15 protein-coding genes and 1 rRNA gene are annotated in these 18,553 nt (G+C 44.8%); 15 read left to right on the forward strand and 1 reads right to left on the reverse strand.

The annotated features are described in order from the left end of the window. The first annotated feature begins 83 nt into the window (after nucleotides 1-83). The 11 genes from BM271_RS08535 to BM271_RS08585 all read left to right on the forward strand — a co-directional run bounded on the left by BM271_RS08535 (nucleotide 84) and on the right by BM271_RS08585 (nucleotide 13,278). A complete protein-coding gene (locus tag BM271_RS08535) occupies nucleotides 84-1,112 on the forward strand; it encodes a TAXI family TRAP transporter solute-binding subunit (protein ID WP_046789259.1) in 1,029 nt (342 codons plus the stop codon). Continuing rightward, nucleotides 1,099-1,629, forward strand: coding sequence for a DUF1850 domain-containing protein (locus BM271_RS08540; protein WP_046789260.1), 531 nt, complete (start codon nucleotides 1,099-1,101; stop codon nucleotides 1,627-1,629). The genes BM271_RS08535 and BM271_RS08540 overlap by 14 nt, the downstream gene beginning before the upstream one ends. Further along, a complete protein-coding gene (locus BM271_RS08545; protein WP_234960504.1) occupies nucleotides 1,629-3,866 on the forward strand; it encodes a TRAP transporter permease in 2,238 nt (745 codons plus the stop codon). The genes BM271_RS08540 and BM271_RS08545 overlap by 1 nt, the downstream gene beginning before the upstream one ends. Nucleotides 3,867-4,056: 190 nt before the next feature. Continuing rightward, complete coding sequence (locus BM271_RS08550) at nucleotides 4,057-5,205, forward strand: NAD-dependent epimerase/dehydratase family protein (RefSeq protein ID WP_046789261.1); 1,149 nt, start codon at nucleotides 4,057-4,059, stop codon at nucleotides 5,203-5,205. A 16-nt stretch (nucleotides 5,206-5,221) separates the two neighbouring features. Further along, nucleotides 5,222-6,358, forward strand: a complete 1,137-nt coding sequence (locus tag BM271_RS08555) for a glycosyltransferase family 4 protein (RefSeq protein WP_046789262.1) — start codon at nucleotides 5,222-5,224, stop codon at nucleotides 6,356-6,358. Nucleotides 6,359-6,375: 17 nt separating this feature from the next. Further along, nucleotides 6,376-7,677 (forward strand): pyrimidine-nucleoside phosphorylase, encoded by a 1,302-nt coding sequence (locus tag BM271_RS08560; protein ID WP_046789263.1) that lies wholly within the window; start codon nucleotides 6,376-6,378, stop codon nucleotides 7,675-7,677. Between the two features lie 109 nt (nucleotides 7,678-7,786). Beyond that, complete coding sequence (locus tag BM271_RS08565) at nucleotides 7,787-8,932, forward strand: UTP--glucose-1-phosphate uridylyltransferase (RefSeq protein WP_046789264.1); 1,146 nt, start codon at nucleotides 7,787-7,789, stop codon at nucleotides 8,930-8,932. Next, nucleotides 8,929-9,651: a PAQR family membrane homeostasis protein TrhA gene (gene trhA, locus BM271_RS08570; RefSeq protein ID WP_420806930.1), complete on the forward strand. Its 723-nt coding sequence runs from the start codon at nucleotides 8,929-8,931 to the stop codon at nucleotides 9,649-9,651. The genes BM271_RS08565 and trhA overlap by 4 nt, the downstream gene beginning before the upstream one ends. An 80-nt stretch (nucleotides 9,652-9,731) precedes the next feature. Continuing rightward, on the forward strand, nucleotides 9,732-10,547 hold the full coding sequence (proC, locus tag BM271_RS08575; protein ID WP_046789265.1) for a pyrroline-5-carboxylate reductase: 816 nt from the start codon (nucleotides 9,732-9,734) through the stop codon (nucleotides 10,545-10,547). Between the two features lie 69 nt (nucleotides 10,548-10,616). Beyond that, the gene (locus tag BM271_RS08580; RefSeq protein WP_046789266.1) at nucleotides 10,617-12,182 is read left to right on the forward strand and encodes an amidohydrolase; all 1,566 of its coding nucleotides are present in this window, start codon (nucleotides 10,617-10,619) and stop codon (nucleotides 12,180-12,182) included. Between the two features lies 1 nt (nucleotide 12,183). Beyond that, complete coding sequence (locus BM271_RS08585) at nucleotides 12,184-13,278, forward strand: NAD/NADP octopine/nopaline dehydrogenase family protein (RefSeq protein WP_046789267.1); 1,095 nt, start codon at nucleotides 12,184-12,186, stop codon at nucleotides 13,276-13,278. A gap of 156 nt (nucleotides 13,279-13,434) precedes the next feature. On the opposite strand, the gene BM271_RS08590 is transcribed toward BM271_RS08585, so the two are convergent. Beyond that, nucleotides 13,435-14,889 carry an alpha-amylase gene (locus BM271_RS08590; protein ID WP_046789268.1) on the reverse strand — a complete coding sequence of 485 codons (1,455 nt, stop codon included), beginning with the start codon at nucleotides 14,887-14,889 and terminating at the stop codon, nucleotides 13,435-13,437. A 169-nt stretch (nucleotides 14,890-15,058) separates the two neighbouring features. Here BM271_RS08590 and BM271_RS08595 point away from each other — a divergent pair, with 169 nt between their 5' ends. The 4 genes from BM271_RS08595 to BM271_RS08610 all read left to right on the forward strand — a co-directional run. Next, the gene (locus tag BM271_RS08595) at nucleotides 15,059-16,012 is read left to right on the forward strand and encodes a mechanosensitive ion channel (protein ID WP_046789269.1); all 954 of its coding nucleotides are present in this window, start codon (nucleotides 15,059-15,061) and stop codon (nucleotides 16,010-16,012) included. 125 nt (nucleotides 16,013-16,137) lie between these two features. Then, on the forward strand, nucleotides 16,138-17,184 hold the full coding sequence (locus BM271_RS08600) for an Mrp/NBP35 family ATP-binding protein (RefSeq protein WP_046789270.1): 1,047 nt from the start codon (nucleotides 16,138-16,140) through the stop codon (nucleotides 17,182-17,184). A 17-nt stretch (nucleotides 17,185-17,201) separates the two neighbouring features. After that, a complete protein-coding gene (locus tag BM271_RS08605) occupies nucleotides 17,202-17,984 on the forward strand; it encodes a KinB-signaling pathway activation protein (RefSeq protein ID WP_046789271.1) in 783 nt (260 codons plus the stop codon). A 390-nt stretch (nucleotides 17,985-18,374) separates the two neighbouring features. Further along, nucleotides 18,375-18,553, forward strand: a 16S ribosomal RNA gene (locus tag BM271_RS08610); the annotation flags it as partial.

An 18,553-nucleotide genomic window follows, 5' to 3' on the forward strand; every position in this document is an offset into this window, starting at 1 on the left:
AACTGAATATTTAATTTATTGTAAGCGGTTTTATGATACAATAAACAGTAAGTAAGGAAAAAAATTGAAAAGGGGACCTGGAAATGAAGAAATTCTCTTGGTTTTTAGTACTTTTGCTTGCGATGTCTATTTTCTTAGCTGCATGCGGTGGAAATGAAGGAGGAAATGGCGGTGAAGCTGAAAGCGAAGATTCAGACAGCACTTCAGAAGAAGGTTCTGAGGATACGGCGTCCAAAGAAGGATGGGTGGAAAACATCACCCTGCTCACCGGCGGAGAAGCAGGAGTATACTTCCCGCTTGGCGTAGCATTGGCTGATATCATTGATTCCAATGTGGATGGTGTTACCGCGACAGGCGTATCTTCGGGTGCGTCGGTTTCCAATGCGGAACAGTTGAATAACGGGGAAGCCCAGCTTGCACTTGTTCAGAATGATATTGCCTACTATGGTGCCGAAGGGGTTAATATGTTTGAAGAGCCTTTGGATAATTACAGTGGGGTGTTCACGATTTATAATGAAACGATCCAACTGGTGACCCTGGCAGATTCAGGCATTGAATCTGTGGCAGATCTGGAAGGGAAAAGGGTGGCAATCGGTGATATAGGATCAGGTACAGAGGCGAACGCGACGCAGATTCTCGAAGCCCACGGGCTGAGTGTGGATGACGTCAATGCCCAGGCACTCGATTTTGCTGATGCTTCGACAAATCTTCAGGATGGTAATGTGGATGCGGCATTCGTTACAGCGGGTACACCGACAGGAGCAATCCAGGAGTTGAGTGCAAGTGCTGATGTCAAGATCATCAGTTTCGATCAGGAAGCTATCGACAGCCTGATGGAGGAGTACACGTATTATGTACAGGAGGATATTCCGGCAGATGCTTACGACAATTTTGACAGCACGGCTACGACTGTAGCGGTACAGGCCATGCTCATCGCTTCCAATGATATACCGGAAGATCAGATGTACGAGATTACGAGTGTGATTTTCGACAATCTGGATGACGTTGCCAATGCCCATGTCCGAGGAGAGGAATTGTCAGTGGACACTGCACAGGATGGCATGTCCATCGATCTTCACCCGGGTGTGCAGAAATATTATGACGAGCAGTAAAAAAGTGCATGAAAGCAGCAATAAAAAGACATTGTGTTTCCGCAATGTCTTTTTATCCCTTATCGGAGTGGTTTTGATTTCGTGTCTGGTGATATTGCTCTATGTATACAGACCTTCATACCTGGTTGTTGCTGAATACGAAACCGGCGAGACTCTTTACGAAACAAGAGTAGACCAGGGTGAACGTTTTGCGATCACTTACATCCATTCAGTGGAGAGGTCTCCGGTCAAAGAGGTATTTGAAGTCAGAAACGAAGAAATCTACACGATGGAAAGTCATACTGAATCGTTTGGAGCCGGGATGCCATATAATGGCGAAGATGTGGAAATGAAGAATGGGAAATTCATCATCAGGAATATCGACCGCAAAGTACATGGCGGCAGTCTGAAGGTGAGACCGTCATCGGTATTTCCCCATCATATAGAAATCGGCGGGAGCACCATAACGATATCTGAGGCACCGTATTCCGGGAAGAATCTTGAAATCAAAGTGGTAAGAACATACTTTAAGGGGTGATGAACAAAGTGGATGAGAAAGAACAGCAAAGAATGATACAGGAGCTGGAGGGCAGTGACAGACAGCCGGGGAAAAAACTTGGACTGATGGTAAGTATTGTTGCTGTCGGCTTATCGCTGTTCCATTTGTATGTGGCTGGTTTCGGGTTGCCGGGAATAGGATCAAGGACATTCCTGCTCATACATCTGGTACTTGGCATGGTATTGGTTTTTCTTATTTTTCCATTCAAGAAAGGACTGGGCCAAAAAACGATTCCCTGGTATGACCTGTCAATTGCGGCGATAACGTTCAGTATCGGGGTCTATCTGATCCAGCGTCAGGAAGCGGAGGCGATCATTTCTGCACGGCCGACGGAAATGGATCTCATCGTTGGAACACTTTTTGTCATTTTGGTGATTGAAGCAACCCGGAGGGTAGTAGGCCTTCCTTTAGTAATCATTGCGGTACTTTTCATCACCTATTTTTTTCTCGGAGAATTTATGCCGGGTCAGTTTTACCACAGCCGTGGTGATTTCTCCAGATTCATATATGAAATCGTCTATCGGAGCAATGGTATATTCGGTACTCCGATATATGCTTCCGCGCAATTCGTATTCATATTCATACTTTTTGGAGCAATATTGGAATCGACCGGTGCGGGAAAGATGTTCATCGACCTTGCGATACGGAGTGTCGGTAAATATAAGGGCGGACCGGCCAAGGCAAGCGTTGTTTCCAGCGGTATGATGGGCAGTATTTCAGGCAGTTCAACAGCGAATGCTGTGACTACAGGGACGTTTACGATTCCGCTGATGAAAAAAGTGGGGTATCCCCCTCATGTTGCCGGCGGAGTAGAAGTGGCATCGTCATCGAGCGGACAGTTTCTGCCTCCAGTCATGGGTGCTGCTGCATTCATCATGGTGGAATTCACCGGAATACCATACTATGAAATCATTAAAAGTGCATTCATCCCGGCCCTTCTGGCCTATGTGGGAATTCTGTTCATGGTGCATTTTGAGGCAAGTAAAAGAAATATTTCAGGAATGGACAAATCGGAAATGGCTTCGGGGAAAAAGCTGCTGATCAGTCAGGGATATCTGATCATCCCGATTTTCATACTGCTGTATTATCTGGTGATTGAACGGACGTCGGTCAATGCCGCTGCGTTCTATTCCATCATCGCCATGATCGCCATTGCATTTTTCGCGTACCAGTTTAAGAAGGGCCTCGGACGAACATTATTATATGCTGCGATAGTACTGGCGGTTACTTTATCCATGCAGTATCTGATCGGGTTCGTCAATCAGGGCCTTGTTGGGCTGAACACATTGTTCGGCATCAGCTTCTTCAGCCCTGAAATGATCCGTTGGCGGGATCCGATATTTACAATGATACTGGGCGGAATCATTGTGGCATTGTTATTCGTGCTTTTCCAGAGAACGGCGAAAATAGATGCGGTGCCGGCCAAATACGGCATGACAGAATTGATATCCGGCCTGGATAATGCTGCGCGGAACGCTCTCAGCATCATCGTTGCATGTGCGACTGCAGGCATACTGATCGGTGTCATCACTACGAGCGGACTGTCCACAAAGTTTACGAGAATCGTCATCGACTTTTCAGATAGGATTGAGTCATGGTTGCCGAATTTTATGGTTACAGATAACACCCAGATATATATTGCCCTGGTTCTGACAGTCTTTGCCTGTCTGCTTCTCGGGATGGGTCTGCCGACCACAGCCACATACGTAGTATTGGCAGCGGTTATTGCACCTGTACTGACCGATCTTGGTCTGCCAGTCATTGTCGCACATTTGTTTGTCCTCTACTATGGTGTCCTGGCTGACGATACACCGCCGATCAACCTGCCCGCCTATGCCACAGCAGGTATCGCCAATGCCGGTCCGATCCGGACTGGAGTGCAGGGTTTCAAGTATGATTCTGCGGCACTGCTGCTGCCATTCATGTTTGCGATAAATCCGACAATTCTGCTGATTACAGATGCATCTGCTATGGAGATGACTTGGGCAATTATAACGGCAGCGATAGGTATGGCGACATTTGCGTCATTTATACAGAACTATATGCTTGCGAAATACAATATTATTGAAAGGATTACAGCAGTTATTACGGCACTGTTGTTCATACAGAGTGATGTAATTACAGATGCAATCGCATTCAGTCTGTTCATTTTACTGTTTGCTTTCCAATTGTATAAAAAAAGAAAGCAGCCAGTGCAGACAGCCCGGAGCAATTGATAGAAAGTACCTGAAGTGATTTCAGGTGCTTTTATTGTATGCAATCTGCATCTTTACCTTTCTGACACAATTCCGATATGTAAAATCATAAATGGTTTGTGACATTAACCAAACATCTTTATAATAATATATGTATACTTGCGGTATACTATGTTTTAACTAAATAACACTTGAATCGGAGGATGTTCAAATGAGAATTATTGTAGCTGGAGGAGACGGTTTCTGCGGGTGGCCAACTGCACTTTATCTTTCTGAAAAAGGTCACGAGGTAACTATCCTGGATAATATGGTCCGACGTAAAATAGATGATGAATTACATTCTAATTCTGTTACGCCGATTGCCTCTCTCGAGGATCGCGTGGCGAAATGGAAAGAACTTACAGGGAAAGAAATCAAAGTTTACGAAGGTGATCTCAATCACTATGACTTCTTAAGTCTCGTATTCAAAAATGAACGCCCGGAGGCATTTGTTCACTTTGCTGAGCAACGTTCAGCACCTTATTCCATGATCGATCGCGAACATGCAGTCTATACACAGCAGAACAACGTATTGGGCAACCTCAACGTTCTATATGCAATCAAAGAATTCGAACCTGACTGCCACCTGATCAAGCTTGGTACCATGGGTGAATATGGTCAGCCGAATATCGATATCGAAGAAGGATACATTGAAATTGAACATAAGGGAAGAAAAGATACATTGCCATTCCCTAAACAACCAGGCTCTTTCTATCACCTTACAAAAGTTCATGATACACATAACATTATGTTCGCCTGTAAAATCTGGGGCATCCGCGCAACTGACCTGAATCAGGGTATCGTTTACGGACTCAATACCGAAGAAACGAAAAAAGATCCTGTTCTTGCGAACAGACTTGATTATGACGGTGTATTCGGGACAGCACTCAACCGCTTCCTGGTTCAGGCTGCAATCGGACACGACATGACAGTTTATGGTTCAGGCGGACAGACACGTGCGTTCCTGCACATTAAAGATACGGTCCGCTGTATTGAGATCGCAGCTGAAAATCCTGCAGATCAGGGTGAATTCCGGGTATTCAACCAGTTCACTGAATCCTTCTCTGTACAGGATCTGGCTGAAAAGACAAGGGATGCTGCCAAAGATCTTGGTATCGAAGCTAAACTTTCAAACATTGAGAATCCACGTGTTGAAAATGAAGACCATTACTATAATGCAGTAAATACAAACCTCATTGACCTGGGGCTTGAGCCGCATCTTCTGACACAGGATGTACTTAAAGAAATCCTGCAGGAGGCCCTTGAGCATAAAGATCGCATCATTGTAGATAATGTACTGCCGAAAGTCACATGGAAATAAAGAAAGAGGTAATGGTATGAAGATCGCGATTGTCACAGAAACATTTTTACCGTCCACGGATGGTATTGTTACAAGACTGACAAAAGCCATTGATTACTTTATGCGGGAAGGCCATGAAGTCCTGGTCATCGCGCCTGACCTGGGAGTACATGATTATAAGGGTGCCAAAGTGGTCGGTATCAAACCGGTCACTTTCCCTTTTTACAGATACCGCAAATGGGGATTTCCATCCCGCAGGGTATATCATATATTAAAAGATTTTGAACCGGATGTCGTACATGCAGTCAACCCCGTACTCCTTGCGACAAGTGCTGTAAAGGCAGCACAGAAATTAAATATTCCGCTCGTCTCTTCATACCATACACATCTGCCGAAGTATTTGGATTACTACACAATCTATAAACCTGCAAAACCATTGCTCTGGTGGTATATCAGGCGCAATCACAAAAATGCAGATGTCAATCTTGTCACATCCAAAGCGATCAGGGATGAACTGGACGCCGAAGGGATAAAAAGGCTCGATATCATCCCGCGCGGCGTGGATGTAATCAACCGACATCCGGATTTCAGGGATGACGCGATGCGTTACAGGCTGACCGGCGGCAAACCGGAAAACAAGCTGCTGGTTTTCATCGGCAGACTGGCTGTGGAGAAAGAAATCCATAAAATCATCCCTCTCCTTGAAGCACGTGATGATATCAGTCTTGCAATCATTGGAGACGGCCCGGCACGTTCAGGCATAGAGAAGAAATTTGAGGCGACAAATACTATATTCACAGGATTCATGCATGGGGAAGAGCTGTCCAAAGCATTTGCCTCGGGAGATGCTTTCATATTCCCATCCGTATCGGAAACACTGGGGCTCGTAATACTTGAGTCCATGGCTTCGGGACTTCCGTTGATCGCTGCAAAGAGCGGACCGACGAATGAACAGGTCACAGACGGGGTGAACGGCATGCTTTACGAGAATGAAGATCTGGACAGTATGATCCGTGCAGTGGAGATTCTGGAAGATAAAGAGAAACTCGATGAAATGAAGCGTAATGCACGTGAAGAAGCGATGGGATATGCATGGGACAAGACCTCGCAAAGACTGATCGATTTTTACATGGATGCAAGAGACAGGCATTCAACAGGTGACAAAAAGGCTTGATAAAGGATGTGTAAGTGATGAGAATGGTAGATTTAATTGCAAAAAAACGCGACGGCGGTGCGTTGACAAAAGAAGAGATTAATTTCTTCATCAACGCTTATACAAATGGGGATATCCCTGATTACCAGGTTTCAAGCCTGATGATGGCGATATTTTTCCAGGACATGACTGACGATGAAAGAGCGGACCTTACAATGGCCATGGTCAAGTCCGGTGATGAGATCGATCTTTCATCAATTGAAGGAATTAAAGTCGACAAGCACTCCACCGGCGGTGTAGGCGATACAACGACACTCGTCCTGGCGCCGCTCGTAGCAGCACTCGATGTACCGGTGGCAAAAATGAGCGGACGCGGACTCGGCCATACGGGAGGTACGATCGATAAGCTGGAAGCAGTGGAAGGCTTCCATGTTGAAATCACCGAACAGGAATTTGCAGGTATCGTCAACCGCGATAAAGTGGCGGTCATCGGGCAGTCCGGGAATCTGACGCCTGCTGACAAGAAGCTCTATGCATTGCGTGACGTGACAGCTACAGTCAATTCCATTCCGCTGATCGCAAGCTCGATCATGAGCAAGAAGATCGCAGCTGGTGCAGATGCGATTGTCCTGGATGTCAAAACAGGAGACGGCGCATTCATGAAGAGTGAAGCGGATGCTGTCGCCCTTGCCAAAGCAATGGTGTCCATCGGTAATAATGTCGGCAGAAACACCATGGCTATCATTTCAAGCATGGCGGAACCGCTCGGCCGTGCAATTGGGAATGCACTGGAAGTGAGAGAGGCGATTGAAACACTCCGGGGCGAGGGGCCGTCAGATCTCACGGCGCTCTGCCTGGAGCTCGGTGCCCAGATGACAGTGCTCGGTGGTAAGGCGGAGACACTTGAAGAGGCAAAAGGCAAGCTCAAGGAAGTCATCGATAACGGTAAAGCACTTGAGAAGTTCAAAGTGTTCCTGTCCAATCAGGGGGGAGACGCATCTGTAGTCGACGATGTTTCCAAACTTCCGCAGGCGGAATACCAGATTGAAGTGAAAGCCGGGACTTCAGGCTATATCGAAGAAATTGCGGCAGAAGAACTCGGTGTCGCTTCCGCGATGCTCGGTGCCGGCCGCCAGACAAAAGAAGATGTCATCGATCTTGCGGTAGGGCTCATGCTCGAGAAGAAAGTGGGAGACCGGGTGGATGCGGGAGAGACACTCGCAGTCATCCATTCGAACCGCGAAGAAGTCGAAGAGGTAAAACAGAAAATACTCGACAACTACATAATCGGCGGCAGTGAAGTGAATATTGAGCTTATCAAACAGGTGATTACAGAATAAGCTTCTATAACAGGCTCCGGTAACCCGGAGCCTGTTTTTGTGCGGTTTATTTTTACAGATCAGCTGTAATTGGATTATAATAAAGTAAACAGACGATGGAGGCAAAGTAATGATAACAAAATGGATCCCTCAATTTGAAAAGCTGGCGGAAAATTACCAGCAGAAAGTGGAAGAGCAATTTAAGACGTTGTCTCTGGATGAAATCAAAGAGACATATGAAGAGGTATATGTGAACCCCGGAACAGTTGATATGGCGACGGTTGAAGAAGTGCCTTTCACAGGTAAGGACGAACTGGATATAGATAAAATTTCAAATGCCGCAAAAGAAGCGGTTAAAAATGGTGAAGTGGCAGCGCTCCTGATGGCGGGCGGCCAGGGGACACGCCTTGAGCATCCCGGACCTAAAGGAACATTTTCCTTTGACGGACTCTCACTTTTTGAACTTCAGGCAAAACAGATCAAAACAGCTGAACGGGAAACGGGTCAACCGATTCACTGGTACATCATGACGAGCGATATCAACCATACCGAGACACTTTCGTTCTTTTCAAAGCATAATCATTTCGGATTTGAAGAGAAAAACGTCCATTTCTTCCGCCAGGAACATTTCCCCGCTCTGTCAAAAGACGGTGAATTACTGCTGACGGAGGATAAGGAAATCATGCTGACTCCAAATGGTAACGGCGGTATCTTCAGTGCACTCAAAGCAAGTGGTATGCTTGAAGATATGAAAGAGCGCGGCATTGAACATGTATTCATGAACAATGTTGATAATGCGGTGGTCAAAGTGCTTGATCCGGTATTGCTGGGTCTGCACGTCAGTGAGAACAATGATGTGACTTCAAAATCGATACTCCCGAAACCCGGTGAAAGTGTCGGGCGCCTCAGTATGGTGAATGGTCAGAAGAGTGTGGTGGAATATACTGAACTGCCTGAGGGGGCGGGTGAACAGTTCCAAAACGGCAATATCGGCATCCATGTATTTGGAATGGACTATCTGCAAAAAGTGGCGGAAGAGAAAATGCCTTATCATCTGGCTTTGAAAAAACTGGAACATATGAATGAGGATCTGCTGGTTGTCAAAGATGAAGTGCTGAAATTTGAGAAGTTCTACTTTGATGCATTCCGCCATGCTGACAAACATATGACTTTGCAGGTGGACCGCAAAGGCGAGTTTTCCCCGTTGAAAAATAAAACAGGAAAAGACAGCATTGAAACGGCATATAACGATCTTAAAGATGAAGGGATAATATGACATCGTACAAGAATGGAATAGAAGGAGGATCCTATCTGAAAAAAGAAAAAATGACTGAAAAACTGGAAGGGTCCCTGCGGAACATCGTGCCTCTTTCTTTTGGTGAAGAAGTCGGGAACAGTGTGAGTCATGGTGTTGCAGCCTTGCTGTTTATATTCATGCTGCCCTTCACTTCTGTCTACATGTATGAAGAGGGGGGCACCCTGCATGCGGTGGGCGGTTCAATATTTGTCATCAGTATTCTGCTGATGTTCCTTACATCCACCCTCTATCATTCGATGGCACACAACACGCAGCACAAATATATCATGCGTCTCCTGGATCACAGTCTGATCTATATAGCCATTGCTGGCACATATACTCCGGTGGCACTTTCTGTCATCGACAGCAAATGGGGAATCATCACATTGATCATCCAATGGGCGGCGGCGGTTTTTGGTATATTATATAAGGTGCTGAGTCCCAACGTGAACTCAAAAATCAGTTTGGCGTTCTATCTGATTATGGGATGGATGGCAGTGATTTTCTTCCCTGTGATCATCGCCAATACACATTGGATGTTTCTGCTCATGCTTGCTCTCGGCGGTGTCGCGTACACTGTCGGTGCATGGTTCTATGCCCAGAAAACACGTAAATATTTCCATATGATCTGGCATTTCTTCATTATCGTCGGAAGCACACTGCATTATATCGGCATTGTTTTCTTTATCCATGCGTGAATATTTATCGATTTTTGATTTTTTTATTCAGTTTGTTATGATAGGAACTGTTGCGAAAAAATTTAAATGGAGTTGATTCGATGAAAATTGTCTTTTATGGTGCGGGAAATATGGCGAGTGCCATCTTTATCGGCATGATTGAAAATCGCGTCGTAAAACCGGAGCAGATTTATCTTACGAGCAGAAGCCAGAAGGAAAAAATATTATTCTTCAGGGATAATCTTGGTGTGAACGTTTCATATGATGATACGGAGCTGCTCGACGGGGCGGACTATGTAATTCTTGCCAGCAAGCCGCAAAGTTTCCCTGATGTTGCCAAGAGAATCAGGCCGCACCTGGAAGAAAAGACAAAAATAGTATCGGTCATGGCCGGAACTCAGATCAAAACAATCAGACGTGAATTGAAGTCTGAGAATCCGATTGCGCGGATAATGCCGAATACGAATGCCATGGTGCAGCATTCCGTCAGCGGAATCAAATATTCAGAGAACTTCCCGAACAAAGACGAACTTGTTGAACTGATGAAGAGTTTTGGTACAACGGTTGTTGTTGAAGAGGAAGAGGAGATGCACAACATCACCGCTGCGACGGGATCGGGTTCCGCTTTCCTTTATTATATATATGAAAAATATGCGGAGAGCTTGATGGATCTCGGATTCAGTGAGGATGAAGCGTTGTTCCTTACGACAAATCTTGTGATCGGTGCCGGTAAAATGGTGGAGGATTCAGAGCTGCCGTTCAGTCAGCTCAGAAAGAATATCACCTCCAAACGCGGCACGACTGAAGCGGGGCTGGATGCTCTGGACGGCGAGGGTATTAAGGAAATCCTGTCCAAGACACTTAATGCAGCTGCAACCCGGAGTCAGGAACTCAGCAAAGATGACGAAGACGAATAAAAATAGTGCAGGAATGATGATACTTCATATAAAACATATATGAAGTATTTTTTTCCGAGGAGGGGTTTTGTGAAAACACTGTATTATAACGGCATTATATATACGATGGACCGCGAAGGAGAGACGGCGGATGCGGTTCTGGTGGATAAGGGGCGGATCGTGAGAACCGGCGCACAGAATGAACTCGAAAATGAAGCGGATATCAGAATCGACCTGGAAGGTCAGACGATGCTCCCGGCTCTGACGGATTCCCATATCCATCTGATCATGCTCGGTAAGAAATTGAAATCTCTCTCGCTCCATCATATAGATGATATTGGCGAGATGAAACATCTGATGAAGGAATTCAGTACGGATCATAAATGGAATCTGATACTTGGCTATGATGAGAATAACCTCGAAGATAAATATCGCATGGACCGCTTTGAACTCGATGTTCTGACGGATAAGCCGACGCTCGTGACCCGGATATGCCATCATGCCGGTTTTGTGAATACGAAAGCCCTTGAGCTTTTGGGAATCGATCAGGGTGTGGAAAATCCCGAAGGCGGTTATTTTGAGAGGGATGAAAATGGAGAACTGACAGGCTGGGTATATGATACTGCATTCGATCTCATCAGGGATCAGACGGTCGATGACAATGTAGAATCACTTTCCGCGGATCTGGATACAGCAATAGAATATATGTACAGTTACGGTATTGCGGGTGCACATACTGAGGACATGTCAAACTACGGCCCTTATGAAACGCCCTTCAAAGCCTATTTGGCCACTATTGGTCCGGATAAGAAAAAATTCAGAGTCAACCTGTTGAGAAATGAGAAAGTATATTTGCAGATGGTCGAGGACGATCCGGTTTATTTGGAAGACTGGATTGAAAAGGATGCCATGAAAATATTCATCGACGGGGCATTCGGTGGTAAGACTGCACTCCTTAAAGAACCCTATGAAGGTACTGATGACTATGGACTGCAGATTCATTCACGCGAAGACCTTGAAAACATGGTAAAGCGGGCAAGGGAAAATGATGATGCCATCGCAGTCCATATGATAGGAGATAAGGCATGTGAAATCGTACTGGATGCGATTGAAAAGTATCCTGTGCCAAAAGGGAAGCATGACCGGCTGATCCACTGCAGTCTGCTCGATGAATCGTTGATACGGCGTATGTCTTCATTGGATGTGATATGCGACATCCAGCCGACTTTTCTGACGTCTGATATGCCGTGGATTACAGAATATATCGGTGAGGACCGTGCGAAATATTTATATGCTTTTAAAACATTGCAGGATAGTGGACTCATTCTCGGCGGTTCTTCAGATGCGCCGATCGAAGATGTCAATCCTCTGCTGGGCATCCATACACTCGTTACCCGCAGAGGTGACAGGGGGGTGTATAATGAAAGTGAACGGGTAAGCCGGTTTGAAGCTTTCAGGATGTATACGTCAAATGCTGCCGGGATTGTTTATAAAGGGGACAGGGCTGGCAGTATAAAGACCGGATATTATGCTGATTTTGCCGTCTTTGACATGGATGTCATGCAGGTGGCGCCCGATGATTTATTGGAGGCGAAGGTGACGAGAACGATAATAGATGGTGATACAGTCTATCAAATCAATGAACAGGGGGATTAATATGGTACTTAAGATTAGTGTTATTGGAGCTGGGAACGGCGGTGTTACTGCAGCTGCGGATCTGACTGTAAAAGGGCATGAAGTCACTTTGCATCAATCTGCAAATTCCAGTAATGATCTAAGCAGGATTGAAGAGACAGGAATAATCAATTTTAACGGGAAACCTGTCAGGATTCATAAGTTCACCAAAGATGTTGGGGACGCGGTCCGGGGTAACGATGTAATCATGCTGACAATTCCGGCCACAGCTGTAGAGCCAATTGCCGAAAAGCTCGCCCCTTGTCTGGAAGACGGGCAGTACATATTGATTAACAGTGCAAGCGCGATGAGCAGTCTGAGATTCAAACGTGTATTGAATAATATGAAAAGGGATGTCGATGTTAAAATAGGGGAAACGATGTCGCTCACATATGCTTCAAGGTATCATCAGGCGACGAATGAAGCTGTGCTGATTTCATATAATGAGCACAATCTTTTTTCAGCATTTCCCTCCAGGTTCACAGAAGAGATGCTGGAAGTGCTGAGCCGCATGTACGATCATTTGAAACCGGCAAAGAATATTATAGAAACGACATTGAATAACGGGAATCCGGAGAGCCATCCGGGACCGTCGATACTTAACGCCGGCCGGATCGACTATGCCGGAGAGGATTTTTATCTGTATAAAGAAGGTATCACTGAGCATACAGTGAATGTGATACACAAAATTGATGAAGAGCGGAAGCGGATGTGTGAAGCACTCGAGTTTGAAGCAGCCTCAAAATCAGAGCGGAGTGTGAGAAGCGGTTATTTCGAAGAAGCGGATTCGCTTCAGGAACAATATAACCGCTCACCGGTACTGAAAGATATAGCGGGACCGGCGAACCTGGAAAATAGGTATGTGACAGAAGATGTATCGAATGGTCTCGTCCTCTGGGCAAGTATCGGTGATGAAATTGGTGTGGAGACACCGGTGATGGATGCTGTCATTACATTGACCGGAGCATTGCTTAGAAAAGATTATTTCCGGGAAGGGGTGACACTCTCCAAACTCGGCATTGAAAATGCAGATGCCGGCCGATTGAATTCATTGATGGAGTATGATCATACAAGATGAAACAACGGGTCCTCTGAGAAGGCGGGGCGTAAGTATCTCTGAATTTAAAAATCCGTACGTCTGGTATTCCCTTTGGAGGATCTGACGTACGGATTTTATTGTGCAGTATCCGGATAATATCTTTTTATAAAATTATGCCCCAAGACTCTGTTGTTACTATTCTACTTTTTTACCATAGACGCTGACGGACTGACTGTTCGCATGAAATTCAGCATTGCCAGAGTCATCTATCGTGATTTCATCGGCCCTGTTACCAGTATAGTCCACCCAGACTTCGCCGCCCCGGTGGTCGCCAACATGCATTTTCTTAAAACCTTCTTCGAGTCCGTTGGATATAACGACTGCACAGCCGGAGTTGTGCATTTCCCCGTTCCCGTAGCGAACCCAGCCGATTGTATTGGGGTGGTCGAAATAATCTTTCTGTTCTCCGTATGCCAGGTGTTTCCGTGATTCAAGTAAAACATCAATGGCTTCTTTCTTGCCGTCCATATCATATTCACCGTTTATTCCGTAGTAGTCTCCGTAAAACACACACGGATATCCATCTTGTCTTAAAAGAATCAGGGCATATGCGGATTGCTTGAACCAGTCTGCAACAAAAGATTCCAGGGATTCTCCGGGCTGTGTGTCATGATTGTCCACGAATGTGACGACATTCCACGGATTTTCTTTCATCAGTGATTTTTCAAAAATCTTTGTCAGGTCATATTGCTCTTTCTCCTGGCCGGCCGTGAAAAAGTTATAATGAAGTTTTACGTCAAACAGGTCGATATCAAAGGCTACATCTTCAAGAAAATCTTCATTCGCTTCGAGTACAGGATTCCAATATTCGCCAAAGAAATATATATTCCGTGACGCATGTTCAGTCACCTCCTCGATGAATCGTTTGATAAAGCCGCTGTCTATATGTTTTACAGCATCGAGACGGTAACCATCCACATCCAGTTCATCAGTCAGCCATTTTCCCCACCTGATCATCTCTTCCTGAACTTCGGGGTGGGCATAGTTGATGTCCGCGTACATCAGGTAATCGTAATTTCCGTGTTCACCATCTACATTATCGCTCCAGTCTTTATTTTCTCCGATAATCTTGAATATTCCATTCCGGTCTTCCCTGGCATCATAATCGACGCCGGTGAATAGGTCGAAGTTCCATTTAAATTCACTGTATTTTCCATTGCGGCCCGGAAATTCGAAATAAGTATATCCTTCTATATCGAAGGGCTCGAAAATTTCATCATCACGATCTTCCTGTTTTACTTCAATGACTTTGAATGTCTCTTTCTCATCTCCGCCTGCCTTATGGTTCATCACAAGGTCGAGATAGACAAGAAGTCCGACCTCCCTGCAGGCTTTAATCGCATTCTGGAGCTGCTCTTTTCTTCCATATTTGGTTCTGACGCTGCCTTTTTGATCAAATTCACCTAAATCATAGACATCATAGACAGCATAACCGGGATTGGAAGGATGATCTGCTTTTGTCGGCGGCGGCAGCCAGACAGCATCAAATCCCAATTCTTTAATCTTCGCTGCCTCTTTTGATAAGTGCTTCCAATGTTCTCCATCATCCGGCGAATGCCATTCAAAATATTGCATAAGGGTTAAATTCATTTTTCGAGTCCTCCCAAAGTTAATATTCTACATATATCCATTATAAAAATATTTAACCGGAATTTTGAAAACTTACGTATCATTTTCTGAGATAAAATTATGATATTCCGTTTATCATTATCACATGTAGGTTATAAAAGAGTAGCACGTAATTAAGGAGGAGTTATATATGGGTAACATTGGAGATCAGTTTAGTTCCATGCTAAGCAGTATTATTGCATTCATTCCTAATCTAATAAGCGCAATTCTGTTTTTGCTTCTGGCATGGATCATTGCGGTAATCGTGAAAAATATTATTGTTAAAGGATTAAACGCGATAGGATTTGACAGATGGCTGCAAAAGAAAGGACTGAGCAGTGAGGATGGAGCAAAAAGAGAATCAGAAGGGTTGATTTCAACATTGGGCAAGCTTGCCTACTTCCTGGTATTCATACTGTTCCTCCCGCCGGTATTCGATGCATTGAATATGGAGTCGGTCTCAAATCCGATCAGGGAAATGATGACTGCAGTGCTCAATTTCCTTCCGAGGTTGTTTGTTGCAGGGATACTTATCCTGCTTGGACTGTATCTTGCAAAGATTCTCGGCAGACTTATAACGAACCTGCTTAAAAGTCTGAATGTCAGCAAATTCAATTCCTATGTAAACTTTGGTGATAAATCCAAAGAAGGTATTGATATACCGAATGCTCTTGGGTGGACAGTCGCAGTACTCATCGGATTATTCTTTGTGGTACAGGCATTGACAGTACTGAATCTTGAAGTGTTCAATACTATCGGGACCGCAATCATAGCTTACATTCCATTAGTAATTTCCGCACTGATAATTCTCGCGCTCGGTTTTATCGGAGGCAATCTACTTTCGAAGGTTGTTGCTAAAACTACAGGTAATGCATTTATCGGGGAAATCGCCAAATATCTTATTATCATTGTGGCAGTGTTCATGACACTCGACCAGCTGAATTTTGCACAAAGTATCGTTAATTTGGCATTCCTCTTCATTCTGGGTGCCGTGGCCATCGCATTCGCAATCAGTTTCGGAATTGGCGGCAGAGCATTTGCTGAAAAGCAGCTGCATAAATTTGAAAACAAAGTACAAAAAGAAGACCGTAACGATATGCGTTAAAGCATAATGGAGAAGATTCAATCCAAACACTTCATAAAAAAAGTGTTTGGATTTTTTTGATTATATAAAGAAGATGTTATGTTATCATGGATATATTAAGCATAAGGCGTAAAGGAGATTTTTTAATGATCACTAGAGGTCAAGTTGAAGAAATCGTTGGTAATATAAATGATCCAATACTGAATGTACCTATTTCTGAAACAGAGGGTATACGGGAAATCAGTGTGAAAGAAGAAAAGAATCATGTCAGCGTCAAGGTGGCAATAGGACGTCTTGGCGGGCAGGAACAGCTGGATTTACAGATGAAGATTGTAAATGCCGTCAAAGAAGCGGGAGCTGACTCGGTCGGGCTCAGATTTGATGAGCTTGATGAAGAAACGATTGAACGCCACCGCGGTACTGCAGGCAGTGAAGTAGAGAACCGTTTCAAAGAAAATGATACGGAATTCATCTCCATCGCATCCGGTAAAGGTGGCGTGGGGAAATCCACTGTAGCGGTAAACCTGGCCGTTGCTCTTGCCAATAAAGGGAAGAAAGTGGGTCTGATTGACGCGGATATATATGGTTTCAGTGTGCCGGACATGATGGGGATTACTGAGAGGCCTGCAATAGAAGATAAAACATTGATTCCGGTAGAACGCTTCGGTGTCAAAGTTATTTCGATGGCATTCTTTGTTGAAGAAAACACACCGGTTATATGGAGAGGACCGATGCTTGGCAAGATGGTCAACAGTTTCTTTGACGAAGTGAGATGGGGAGAATTGGATTATCTGCTCCTCGATTTGCCTCCGGGCACAGGAGATGTGGCATTGGATGTTCACCAGCTGCTGCCCCATAGTAAAGAAATCATCGTAACTACGCCGCATCCGACTGCAGCATTTGTTGCTGCAAGAGCAGGAGCGATGGCGCAGCATACCGATCATGAAATTATCGGAGTCATTGAAAATATGAGCTACTTCGAAAGTAAAAATACTGGCGAGAAGGAATATATCTTTGGTAAAGGTGGCGGAGACAAGCTGGCCGAGGAACTGGAAGTGCCGTTGCTCGGTCAGCTCCCGCTCGGTCAGCCGGATTGGGATGAATCAGATTTCGCTCCTTCAGTATACAGAGATGATGAAATTGGAAAAGCTTATCAGCGTATTGCAGAAAATGTAATCCAGGAAAGTGAATAGGCGGAGGAAAGAAAGGCATGACATCAAAATACTTAGTTAAGTTTTATTTTAGAACACTCCTGCTTGGGATGATCATTACTGCGGTGGTCAGTCTGATCACTGAATACGAGAATGTTACCCGATATCTCTTCCAGGGACAGGTTGGTGAGTTTCTCGCCGGACTCGTATGGTTTTTAGGATACGGACTGCTTATAGCGACAGTCAGCCAGGTGGCTTTCTTCATATATCTGTTCCTTCATCCACTCGGCATGGGGATATTCGGCAAAGTATGGCCATACGTTCAGCTCCTGCTTGTAATGTATGCCGTCTTCGATCTCTTCTATCTGAGATTCTACAGATTCGGGATAGAGTCCGGACAGGTCTGGAGCTTCATCTGGATTCCCATCCTTGTCATTGCAGCAGGCTTCATTGTAGCGGGAATGAAGAATAGATCCGCCCGGGATACCAATATTTTTATACCGGCTCTCTTCTATATGATATTCATGACATCAATAACTCTTATTCCATTCCTGAGTGTGGAAGATACATCCTGGATATACAGATCGGTATTCACACTAATCATATGTAACGCCGTCCAACTTCTGGCACTTCCGGGTTATATAGAAGCATCTGAGAAAGAGAAGGAAGAGCGCGGCAGAGTGACAAAGAGTGATATCAATGAAAAAAAGAGAGAAGAATTGAGGAAACAGGAAGCAGCACAGAAGAAAAAAGAAGAGTCCCAAAATAAAAAAAGAAAAAGTATGAAATATAAAAATGAGACTCGAATGGCGGAAAAAGATAAAAAAAGAAAAAATAAATAGAACTTAAACCCTTACAGGCAGCGCATTCGCGCTGCTTTTTACCTCGATGGTATAAAACTACAACTTATTTATTAATCAAATCGTTGACACAAAAGCACTGGCTTGGTAAGATATATCTTGTCGCTGAAACGCGGCAGGCAAAAACGAAAAGCACAGCAAACAACACGAAAAACAAAAAATAAAAAAAGTGCTTGCAATCAGGTTGCTGAAATGGTAAGATAATAAGGCAACACAAAAACGAGAACATTGAAAACTGAATGACAATATGTCAACGTTAATTCCGAGATAATGAGGTTCACATTAAGTTGAACTTCCCACATTGAGGCGACCAATCAAAAACGCAAACAGATACTGTCAGCAGTATCACATGAGCTCGAGAGGAGCTTTCCAATTATGGAGAGTTTGATCCTGGCTCAGGATGAACGCTGGCGGCGTGCCTAATACATGCAAGTCGAACGCGAGAAGGAGGAGCTTGCTCCTCCGGATCGAGTGGCGGACGGGTGAGTAACACGTAGGCAACCTGCCCATCAGCCGGGGATAACTGCGGGAAACCGTGGCTAATACCGGAT

The sequence above is a fragment of the Salinicoccus halodurans genome (assembly GCF_900114445.1).
Classification (GTDB): Bacteria; Bacillota; Bacilli; order Staphylococcales; family Salinicoccaceae; genus Salinicoccus; species Salinicoccus halodurans.

Coding starts and splice junctions, on each gene's coding strand:
- BM271_RS08535 (WP_046789259.1), top strand. CDS start 84: ATGAAGAAATTCTCTTGGTTTTTAGTACTTTTGCTTGCGATGTCTATT.
- BM271_RS08540 (WP_046789260.1), top strand. CDS start 1,099: ATGACGAGCAGTAAAAAAGTGCATGAAAGCAGCAATAAAAAGACATTG.
- BM271_RS08545 (WP_234960504.1), top strand. CDS start 1,629: ATGAACAAAGTGGATGAGAAAGAACAGCAAAGAATGATACAGGAGCTG.
- BM271_RS08550 (WP_046789261.1), top strand. CDS start 4,057: ATGAGAATTATTGTAGCTGGAGGAGACGGTTTCTGCGGGTGGCCAACT.
- BM271_RS08555 (WP_046789262.1), top strand. CDS start 5,222: ATGAAGATCGCGATTGTCACAGAAACATTTTTACCGTCCACGGATGGT.
- BM271_RS08560 (WP_046789263.1), top strand. CDS start 6,376: ATGAGAATGGTAGATTTAATTGCAAAAAAACGCGACGGCGGTGCGTTG.
- BM271_RS08565 (WP_046789264.1), top strand. CDS start 7,787: ATGATAACAAAATGGATCCCTCAATTTGAAAAGCTGGCGGAAAATTAC.
- trhA (WP_420806930.1), top strand. CDS start 8,929: ATGACATCGTACAAGAATGGAATAGAAGGAGGATCCTATCTGAAAAAA.
- proC (WP_046789265.1), top strand. CDS start 9,732: ATGAAAATTGTCTTTTATGGTGCGGGAAATATGGCGAGTGCCATCTTT.
- BM271_RS08585 (WP_046789267.1), top strand. CDS start 12,184: ATGGTACTTAAGATTAGTGTTATTGGAGCTGGGAACGGCGGTGTTACT.
- BM271_RS08590 (WP_046789268.1), bottom strand. CDS start 14,889: ATGAATTTAACCCTTATGCAATATTTTGAATGGCATTCGCCGGATGAT.
- BM271_RS08595 (WP_046789269.1), top strand. CDS start 15,059: ATGGGTAACATTGGAGATCAGTTTAGTTCCATGCTAAGCAGTATTATT.
- BM271_RS08600 (WP_046789270.1), top strand. CDS start 16,138: ATGATCACTAGAGGTCAAGTTGAAGAAATCGTTGGTAATATAAATGAT.
- BM271_RS08605 (WP_046789271.1), top strand. CDS start 17,202: ATGACATCAAAATACTTAGTTAAGTTTTATTTTAGAACACTCCTGCTT.